8 protein-coding genes and 1 pseudogene are annotated in these 8020 nt (G+C 70.4%); 4 read left to right on the top strand and 5 right to left on the bottom strand.

From position 1 onward, the window contains the following. The 5 genes from AACZ35_RS10060 to AACZ35_RS10040 form a co-directional block, all read right to left on the bottom strand. Positions 1-621, bottom strand: a 621-nt coding sequence (locus AACZ35_RS10060) for a DNA topoisomerase (protein ID WP_339828727.1), incomplete at its 3' end; no start/stop codon positions are given. 147 nt (positions 622-768) lie between these two features. After that, positions 769-1932, bottom strand: a complete 1164-nt coding sequence (locus AACZ35_RS10055) for an RDD family protein (RefSeq protein ID WP_339828724.1) — start codon at positions 1930-1932, stop codon at positions 769-771. 93 nt (positions 1933-2025) lie between these two features. After that, positions 2026-2499 (bottom strand): DUF494 family protein, encoded by a 474-nt coding sequence (locus AACZ35_RS10050; RefSeq protein ID WP_188663215.1) that lies wholly within the window; start codon positions 2497-2499, stop codon positions 2026-2028. A gap of 36 nt (positions 2500-2535) precedes the next feature. Beyond that, the gene (gene dprA, locus AACZ35_RS10045; protein WP_339828721.1) at positions 2536-3669 is read right to left on the bottom strand and encodes a DNA-processing protein DprA; all 1134 of its coding nucleotides are present in this window, start codon (positions 3667-3669) and stop codon (positions 2536-2538) included. A gap of 67 nt (positions 3670-3736) precedes the next feature. Further along, positions 3737-4810, bottom strand: coding sequence for a LysM domain-containing protein (locus AACZ35_RS10040; RefSeq protein WP_339828719.1), 1074 nt, complete (start codon positions 4808-4810; stop codon positions 3737-3739). A 171-nt stretch (positions 4811-4981) separates the two neighbouring features. Here AACZ35_RS10040 and def point away from each other — a divergent pair, with 171 nt between their 5' ends. The 4 genes and pseudogenes from def to AACZ35_RS10020 all read left to right on the top strand — a co-directional run. After that, positions 4982-5491 (top strand): peptide deformylase, encoded by a 510-nt coding sequence (gene def / locus AACZ35_RS10035; protein WP_339828717.1) that lies wholly within the window; start codon positions 4982-4984, stop codon positions 5489-5491. Between the two features lie 8 nt (positions 5492-5499). Further along, positions 5500-6420 carry a methionyl-tRNA formyltransferase gene (gene fmt, locus AACZ35_RS10030; RefSeq protein WP_339828730.1) on the top strand — a complete coding sequence of 307 codons (921 nt, stop codon included), beginning with the start codon at positions 5500-5502 and terminating at the stop codon, positions 6418-6420. Beyond that, entirely contained in the window at positions 6417-7727 is a 1311-nt protein-coding gene (gene rsmB / locus AACZ35_RS10025) for a 16S rRNA (cytosine(967)-C(5))-methyltransferase RsmB (protein WP_339828715.1), read from the top strand. The genes fmt and rsmB overlap by 4 nt, the downstream gene beginning before the upstream one ends. Before the next feature lie 42 nt (positions 7728-7769). After that, positions 7770-8020, top strand: a pseudogene (locus tag AACZ35_RS10020) (dolichyl-phosphate-mannose--protein mannosyltransferase); the annotation flags it as partial.

Raw genomic sequence — 8020 nt, 5'->3', positions numbered from 1 at the left:
GCTCTGCTGCGGGTGGTTCATCTCCGCCTCGACGCTCCAGTACTCGCGCGGCACGAAGGCTTCGATCTCTTCCTCGCGCTCGACGATCATGCGCAGGGCCGGCGATTGCACGCGTCCGGCCGACAGGCCGCGCTGCACCTTGCGCCACAGCACCGGCGACAGATTGAAGCCGACCAGGTAGTCCAGCGCGCGCCGGGCCTGCTGGGCGTCCACCAGGTCGCCGGCGACCTGGCGCGGGTTGTCCACGGCGGCCTTGATGGCGCGCGGCGTGATCTCGGTGAACACCACCCGGTGCAGGGCGCGGTCCTTGAGCAGGCCGCGTTCCTTCAGGATCTCGGAAATGTGCCAGCTGATCGCCTCGCCCTCGCGATCCGGGTCAGTGGCCAGGTAGATGGCGGTGGCGGCCTTGGCAGCCTTGGCGATGGCCTCGACGTGCTTCTGGTTTTTCTCGATCAGCTCGTAGCGCATCGCGAACCCGTTGTCCGGGTCCACCGCGCCTTCCTTGGGTACCAGGTCGCGAACGTGGCCGTACGAGGCCAGGACATGGAAGTCCTTGCCCAGGTACTTGTTGATCGTCTTGGCCTTGGCGGGCGATTCGACGATGAGGAGGTTCTTGGCCATGCCGGTGCTTGCTCCAGGGCGGACCCGCTTTCGGGGCGCCCAGATGGCGAGGCCCGCGGGGAACGCGGGCCGGGGGGCTTTTTTCATTAAGGCACCACTCCGGCCGGGCCTGTCAAGCAAGGGCCCGGGCCGGGGGTGGGGGCCGGTTCAGTGGCAGGCGCTGGGCAGCAGGCCGTTCGGGACGCCCTCGGCACTGCAGAACCGGAGCCCGTCGGCGTCGTGCCCAATGTACAAAACGCCGCCTGCGGCGCCTTTCAGGGCGTCCAGGTCGCGCAGGGTCACGGCGATCTCGCAGGTGCCGTCGGGGTTCTCGATGACCAGGATTTCCTGGATATCGGTGCTGGCGGGGGCCGCCAGGCCCAGTTCGGCCCCGTCCCGGGGGCAGCGGTCGGTCTGGGTCTGGAACTGCGACATCCGCACGTAGGCGGCGGAGCCTTCGCTGTAAGCCGCCGCCACCCGCGAACGCACCACGTAGTCCTGGTAGGCGGGCAGCGAAACCGCCGCCAGGATGCCCGCCACCGCCAGCACGCCCATCACCACCACGGCGGCCACTACGGCCACCAGGCAGCCGTTGAGCTCGCGCACCTGGCGCCCGGGCTGGTCGGTATAGGCCCATTTGTCGACCACGAAGGTGCCGGCCATCAGGTCGTGCAGGGCCTGCTTGCGGCGGGTCCAGCCGGCCATGAAAAAGCCGATGTACAGAATGAGGTAGGACACGATGGAGCCGGCCCAGCGCGCCGTTGCGCGGCCAAAACCAAGTCGCCGGCCCTGGCCATCGACGACCTTGATGCCCAGCGCCAGCTTGCCGACGGTGGCCTGCAGCTTCGAGGACTCCATGCCGGCGTAATAGGCCAGGCTGAGCACGGGGTAGAGCAGGTACACCAGCACCAGCCCGGTCATGAAGCCGTCGCCCTCGAAATCCTGGCCCGCGGCAACGATCGCCACCGCCACCATGCCCACCATCAGCACCACGTAATAAACGCTGCCGATCAGCATCGAGTCGATCAGGTAGGCGCCCAGGCGGCGGATGAAACCGGCGTCCACGACGTCGTTGGGGTCGGCGCTGCCCTGGGCCTGCGGCGGCATGGCCCCGGCCGGGAAACCGGCGGCGGCATCGCTTGCCGGTAGGGCGGGCGGCGGCGCCGGCAGTTCGGCCAGGTGGCGTTCCAGCGGCACCCACTGGGCCAGCCCGTCGCGCCAGACCAGGGTGTCGCGGTTGACCCGGCCCTGGCGGAAGGCCACGGCCAGGTCTTCGCCGGAAACCGGTCCCTGCCGGTTGTGGCCGGCATCCACGTAGTACCACGCGTTCATCGTTCCCTGGCTCCCCGGCGCAGCGCGCCCCGTGCAAATGAAAAACGCCCGGCCGTGCCGGGCGTCTTCACAAGAGTAAATCCGAACCGGGGTTCAGTGAACGGGTTCGGGCTCATCCTCGAACATCTGGCTTTCCATCCAGGCGTAGGCGGCTTCGGAGCCGGGCTGGTTGAACAGCACCATCAGCACCACCCACTTGATGTCGTCCACGTCCACTTCGTCCTGGTCCAGGGCCATGACCCGGTCCACGACCAGTTCGCGCTGGTCGGCATCGATGACGCCGCTTTGCTCGAGGAACATCAGGAACCCGCGGCATTCGGCGTCCAGGCGATCGAGCTCGGGTTCCGAATACACCCGCACCGGCACCTGCAGGCGCGGCGTGGCCACGGCCGGGCGCTGGCGCGCGAGCTCGTCGAGCCAGTCGAAGGCCTTGTTGATTTCCGAAGGGCTGAAACCGGCCTGGATCAGGCCGTTCTGGAGCGAATCGCGGTCCCGGACGGCGTCGGGGTCGTCGTAGAAGTAGTGTTCGAACAGGTACAGCAGGACGTCCAGTATGGTCTCTTTCATTACCCTCAGCCTGCGCCAAACGGCGCGATGGGAAGGTCAGGGGTGCCGGGCGAAGCGGCCATTGTCGGCGACCACCCGCCCATCCAACTCCATGACCAGCAGCATGGAGGACAGTTCGGCCACCGTCAATCCTGTGCGCCGGACCAGTTCATCCAAAGGGGTGGGGTCGTGGCCCAGGGCCGACCACAAGCGCTTGTGGTCGGCGGTGTCGCCTGGCTGTCCGCCGGCTGAGCGGCCTGCGGGCTTTTCCGGCGCTTCGCATGCCGCCTTTTCCGCCGGCCCGAGGGCACTGCGCAGGTCTTCGGCGAGGCTGGCGGCCAGCGGCTCCAGGGCCTCAATCACCTGGTCGGGCGACTCCACCAGGGTGGCCCCGTCGCGGATAAGCCGGTGGCAGCCGCGCGCCACCGGGTTGTCCACCGAGCCGGGCAGGGCGAACACCTCGCGGCCGGCTTCGGCGGCCAGCCGGGCGCTGATGAGCGCGCCCGAACGCAGGGCGGCCTCGACCACCACCGTGCCCAGCGACAGGCCGGCGACGATGCGATTGCGGCTGGGGAAATGGCTGGCGACGGCCGGCGTGCCCGGCGGGTGTTCGCCCAGCACCAGGCCTTCGGCGGCGATGCGCGCCATCAGCGCGGCATTGCCGGGCGGGTAGGCCTGGTCCAGGCCGGTGCCGACCACGGCCAGGGTGCGGCCACCGACAGCCAGGGCCCCGGCGTGGGCCGCGGCATCGATGCCCTCGGCCAGGCCGCTGGTGACCGCCCAGCCGGCGCGGGCCAGGGCGGCGGCGAAGTCGTGGGCGCGCTGGCGCCCGGCCGGGCTGGGCCGGCGGCTGCCGACCAGGGCCACCTGCGGGTGCCAGAGCAGGCCCGGGTCGCCGTGCAGGAACAGCAGCGCCGGCGGCCAGGGCGTGCGCCGCAGCAGGGCCGGGTAGTCGGGCGAGCCCCAGGCCAGCAGCCGGCGCCCGGGTTGTTGCAGCCAGGCCCGGTCGGCGGCCAGCAGCCGTGGGCAGGGGCGGGCCAGGGCCTCGCGGCAGGCCAGGGGCAGGCCGGCGCCGTGGCGCGCCGCGGCCAGCGCGGCGGCGGGTTCGGGGTGGCTGGCCAGCAGGTGCCGGAACAGGGCATCGGGCAACCTGGCGCGGGCCAGCACCAGCAGGGCGTCTTGGTTTTCCATGGCCCGGACAGCATCGCGGCGCCCGGAGGCGCCGCGATACAGGCAAAACGCTTGGGCCGCTATCGGCTTATTCGGTGGCGTCCGGGTGCTTGAGCACGTCGCCCTGTTGAACCGGGCGGATACCGTTCATCACCAGCGCGTAGGCGACCTTGTCGAAGGTGCGGAAGACCATCAGGTTGCCGACGAACTCGTCGGGCAGCTGCACCTTGTCGGCCTTGGCGGCCATCTGGCTACGATGCGCGACCGTGTCGGGCACCACGCTGCCTTCGTTCCAGATCGACATGACGTGGCCGTTGCGGATGCCGTCGCGGGCGCCGACCGAAATCGCGACCACCAGGTCCGGAGCGGCCTGCATGCCGTCGGCCACCGCCATGATGCGGGCGTTGGCCGGCACCACGTCGGGTGCGCGCGGCAGGAACTGCAGGTCGTAGGGCTGGGCCTCGGAGGGCAGCACGCGGTCGCCGACGCGGATTTCGCGGCCTTCCTCGCGAAGCACCACGGTGGCCACTTCACCCTGCACCCGGGTCACTTCACCCGTGGCGTGGATGGCCAGCTCGTAGCCCAGCTTTTCGCCCGTGGCTTCGCCGAAACCAGCCGGCACGGTCCAGTGCGAGTGGTTGCGGTCGCCGCGGAAGTCGAGCGGGGTGGCGCCCGGGGGATTGCGTTTGTTGCCGCCCCCGAAGACGTTCACCGGACGGGCCATGTCGACCACCATGCCCGGCGCCGCGCCCTGCAGGCCGCGCACGTAGATCAGCTGGCCGGCGATGCCGTAGAGACGGTCTTCCTCGGTGCCGATCACGTAAGGCAGGGCCTCGGGATCTTCGACCACGGTGAAGTGCTTGAGCAGCGCCTCGATCTCCGACAGTGGGATGGTATCCACCGCTTCGCCGACCTGCGGGCCATCAGCGCGGATGCGCGGCTCGCCGTCGATGTAGACCAGGCTCAGAACCTGGCCCGGGAAGATGAGGTGCGGGTTCTGCACCTGCGGGTTGGCCTGCCAGATTTCCGGCCAGAGCCAGGGCTTCTCGAGGAAGCGCCCCGCGATGTCCCAGAGGGTGTCACCCCTCTTCACCACGTAGGTGGATGGGTGGTCTTCGCGAAGGTCGGCCGCGATAGCGGCCGCCGCGAAGGTGAGCAACATGGCAGCAGTAACTGCAAGAAGCCGTTTAAGCATGGCGGCTATCCACCTGATTTTCCCCGGACAGGTTGGGCGACTATAGCCCAAATCCGGCCCCGGATTGCAAGCCCGCCGGGGGTATACTGTCGTGCCGGCCCCTTGAGGTCCGGGCCCTTGTTCCCCATCTTTCCGTCCATGGCCAAGCTCCCCATCCTGGAATTCCCCGATCCCCGCCTCCGCACGGTCGCCAAGCCGGTCGAGCAGGTCGACGACGCGCTGCGCTCGCTGGTGGACGATATGTTCGAGACCATGTACGCCGCCCCGGGCATCGGATTGGCGGCAACCCAGGTCGATGTTCACCAGCGCCTCCTCGTTCTTGACGTAAGCGAGGACCAGAGCCGGCCAATGGTGTTCATCAATCCCGAGATCCTTTCCGCCGAAGGCCACCAGGTCTACCAGGAAGGCTGCCTGTCCGTGCCCGGCATCTATGCCGACGTCAAACGCGCCAATTCGGTGCGGGTGAAGGCCCTGGACCGCGATGGCAAGGAATTCGAGATCGAGGCCGACGGCCTGCTGGCGGTGTGCATCCAGCACGAAATGGACCACCTGGCCGGCAAGGTCTTCGTGGACTATCTCTCGCCGCTCAAGCGCGAACAGGTTCGCAAGAAGCTCGCCAAGCAGCAGCGCGAAACCAGCACCGCCTGACCATGGCCCTGCGCATCGTCTTCGCGGGCACGCCGGCCTTCGCCGTGCCCTGCCTGCGTGCGGCCGCCGCCCGCGGGGAAGTGGTGGGCGTCTACACCCAGCCCGACCGCCCTGCGGGACGCGGCCGCCAGCTCGCGCCTTCGCCGGTGAAGGTCGAAGCGCTGGCGCGCCAGATTCCTGTTTTCCAGCCGGAAAACTTCAAGTCCGAGGCCGCCCGCGACCAGCTGCGCGCGCTCGAACCCGACCTGATGGTGGTGGTGGCCTACGGCCTGATCCTGCCTCAGCCGGTGCTCGACATCCCCGCCCAGGGCTGCTGGAACGTGCACGCCTCGCTGCTGCCGCGCTGGCGCGGCGCCGCGCCGATCCAGCGCGCCATCCAGGCCGGTGACACCGAGTCCGGCGTCTGCCTGATGAAGATGGAAAAGGGCCTGGATACCGGCCCGGTGCTGCTGTCGCTTTCCACGCCGATCTCCGACGAGGACACGGGCGGTTCGCTGCACGACCGCCTGTCCGGACTGGGCGCCGAAGTGCTGTCCGATGGCCTCAAGTTGCTGCGCGCGGGCATGCGCCCGGTGCCGCAGCCGCAGCCCTCGGAAGGCGTCACCTACGCGCACAAGCTCGACAAGGCCGAGGCCCGCCTGGACTGGACGCGCCCGGCCACCGAGCTGGCCAACAAGGTCCGCGCCTTCAATCCCTGGCCGATCGCCGAAGCAGAGCTCGCCGGCGAACGCCTGCGCATCCACGCTGCCCGGGCGCTTCCTGGCGCGGCGGGCAAGCCACCCGGCACCGTGGTGGCCACCAGCCGCGACGGCATTGACGTTGCCTGCGGCGAAGGCCTGCTGCGCCTGACCGTGGTGCAGCGTGACGGCGGCCGTGCCCTGCCGGCGGCCGATTACCTCAACGCCCGCCCCGCGCTGGCCGGCCAATGAGCGCCCCCGGCTCCGCCCTGCGTGCCACCGCCGCCCGCGTGCTGGGCACGGTGCTGGGCGAGGGCCGTTCGCTGAAGGCCGTGCTGGCGCGCGCGCTTCCCGAGGTGCCCGACTCGCGCGACCGCGCCCTGCTCGAGGCGATCTGCTTCGACGCCCTGCGCCATCGCCGGCGCTACGAATTCGCCCTGTCGCAGTGGCTGGCCCGGCCCCTGGCCCAGCGCGACCAGGCGGTGCACTGGCTGCTGCTGGCCGGCCTGGCGCAGGTGAAGGGCCTGGGCCTGGCGCCACACGCCGCGGTCAGCGCCACCGCCGAAGCCGCCCGCGACCTGGGCCGCACCGGCCTGGTGGGCCTGGTGAACGCCCTGCTGCGCCGTGCCAGCCGCGAACCGCTGCCGGAAAGCGACGACCCGGCCATCCGCTGCAGCCACCCCGACTGGCTGGTGGCGCGCCTGCGCCAGGACTGGCCCGACCAGGCCGACGCCATCCTGGCCGCGAACAACCTGCCCGCGCCCCTGTGGCTGCGCGCCAATCCCCGCCAGGGCAGCGCCGCCGTGCTGGCCGCCGCCCTGCAGGAAGCCGGCCTCCCGGCAGATTGCCCCGACACCGTGCCCGGCGCGGTGCGCCTGGAAACCCCGGTGCCCGTGGACCGCCTGCCCGGCTGGGACCACGGCGCCATGGGCGTGCAGGACGGCGCCGCCCAGCTGGCGGTGCTGGCGCTGGAACCGCGCCCGGGCGAACGCCTGCTCGACGCCTGCGCCGCCCCCGGCGGCAAGGCCGCGCAGCTGGCCGAACACCTGGGCGAAGGCGAACTGGTCGCCCTGGACGTCGACGCCCGCCGCCTGGACAAGGTGCGCGACCTGCTGCGCCGGCTGCGGCTCGAAGCCCCCAACGTGCAGGTGCGGGTCGCCGACGCCGCCCAGCCCGGCGACTGGTGGGACGGCCGCCCCTTCGACGCCATCCTGCTCGACGCCCCGTGTTCGGCCACCGGCATCATCCGCCGCCAGCCGGACATCAAATGGCACCGGCGCGAAGCCGACATCGCCGCGCTCGCCGACACCCAGCGGCAGCTGCTCGACGCCCTGTGGCCGCTGCTGGCCCCGGGCGGCCGCCTGGTTTACGCCACCTGTTCGGTGCTTCGCGAAGAAAACGAGGCCCAGGTCGCCGCCTTCCTTGCCCGCCATGCCGATGCCCGCGCCGCCGAATTGCCGGAGCGTTTTGGCCACGCCTGCGGCGCCGGCCGCCAGCGCCTGCCGGGTGAAGACGGCATGGACGGCTTCTTCTACGCGCGGCTGGAAAAAGCGAGTTAAGTCAATTGCGCGAACCAGCCCGGGCCCTATAGTTCGCGTCAGATGACTCCCACCGACCGTCGCCAAGCCCTCTTCTTTTTCGCCATCGCCTTTTTCGTGCTCGCCGCGGGCTTCGGCCTGCGCGACCCCTGGCCGGCCGACGAACCGCGCTTCGTGCTGGTCGCCAAGCAGATGGTCGAGTCGGGCGATTTCCTGTTTCCGCACCGCGGCCAGGAGCTCTACCCCGACAAGCCGCCCATCTATTTCTGGCTGCTGTCGGCGGCCTTCGGCCTGGTCGGCAGCTGGCGCTGGAG

The organism is uncultured Arenimonas sp., from assembly GCF_963976025.1.
Taxonomy (GTDB): domain Bacteria; phylum Pseudomonadota; class Gammaproteobacteria; order Xanthomonadales; family Xanthomonadaceae; genus Arenimonas.
The sequence above is the reverse complement of the archived record's forward strand: the minus strand, read 5'-3'. Positions and strand labels throughout refer to the sequence as shown.

Bases quoted from the DNA above. Each gene is read 5' to 3' on its own strand.
- rsmB (WP_339828715.1), top strand. From the start codon at position 6,417: ATGAGCGCCCCCGGCTCCGCCCTGCGTGCCACCGCCGCCCGCGTGCTG.
- def (WP_339828717.1), top strand. From the start codon at position 4,982: ATGGCCAAGCTCCCCATCCTGGAATTCCCCGATCCCCGCCTCCGCACG.
- dprA (WP_339828721.1), bottom strand. From the start codon at position 3,669: ATGGAAAACCAAGACGCCCTGCTGGTGCTGGCCCGCGCCAGGTTGCCC.
- AACZ35_RS10055 (WP_339828724.1), bottom strand. From the start codon at position 1,932: ATGAACGCGTGGTACTACGTGGATGCCGGCCACAACCGGCAGGGACCG.
- AACZ35_RS10040 (WP_339828719.1), bottom strand. From the start codon at position 4,810: ATGTTGCTCACCTTCGCGGCGGCCGCTATCGCGGCCGACCTTCGCGAA.
- AACZ35_RS10050 (WP_188663215.1), bottom strand. From the start codon at position 2,499: ATGAAAGAGACCATACTGGACGTCCTGCTGTACCTGTTCGAACACTAC.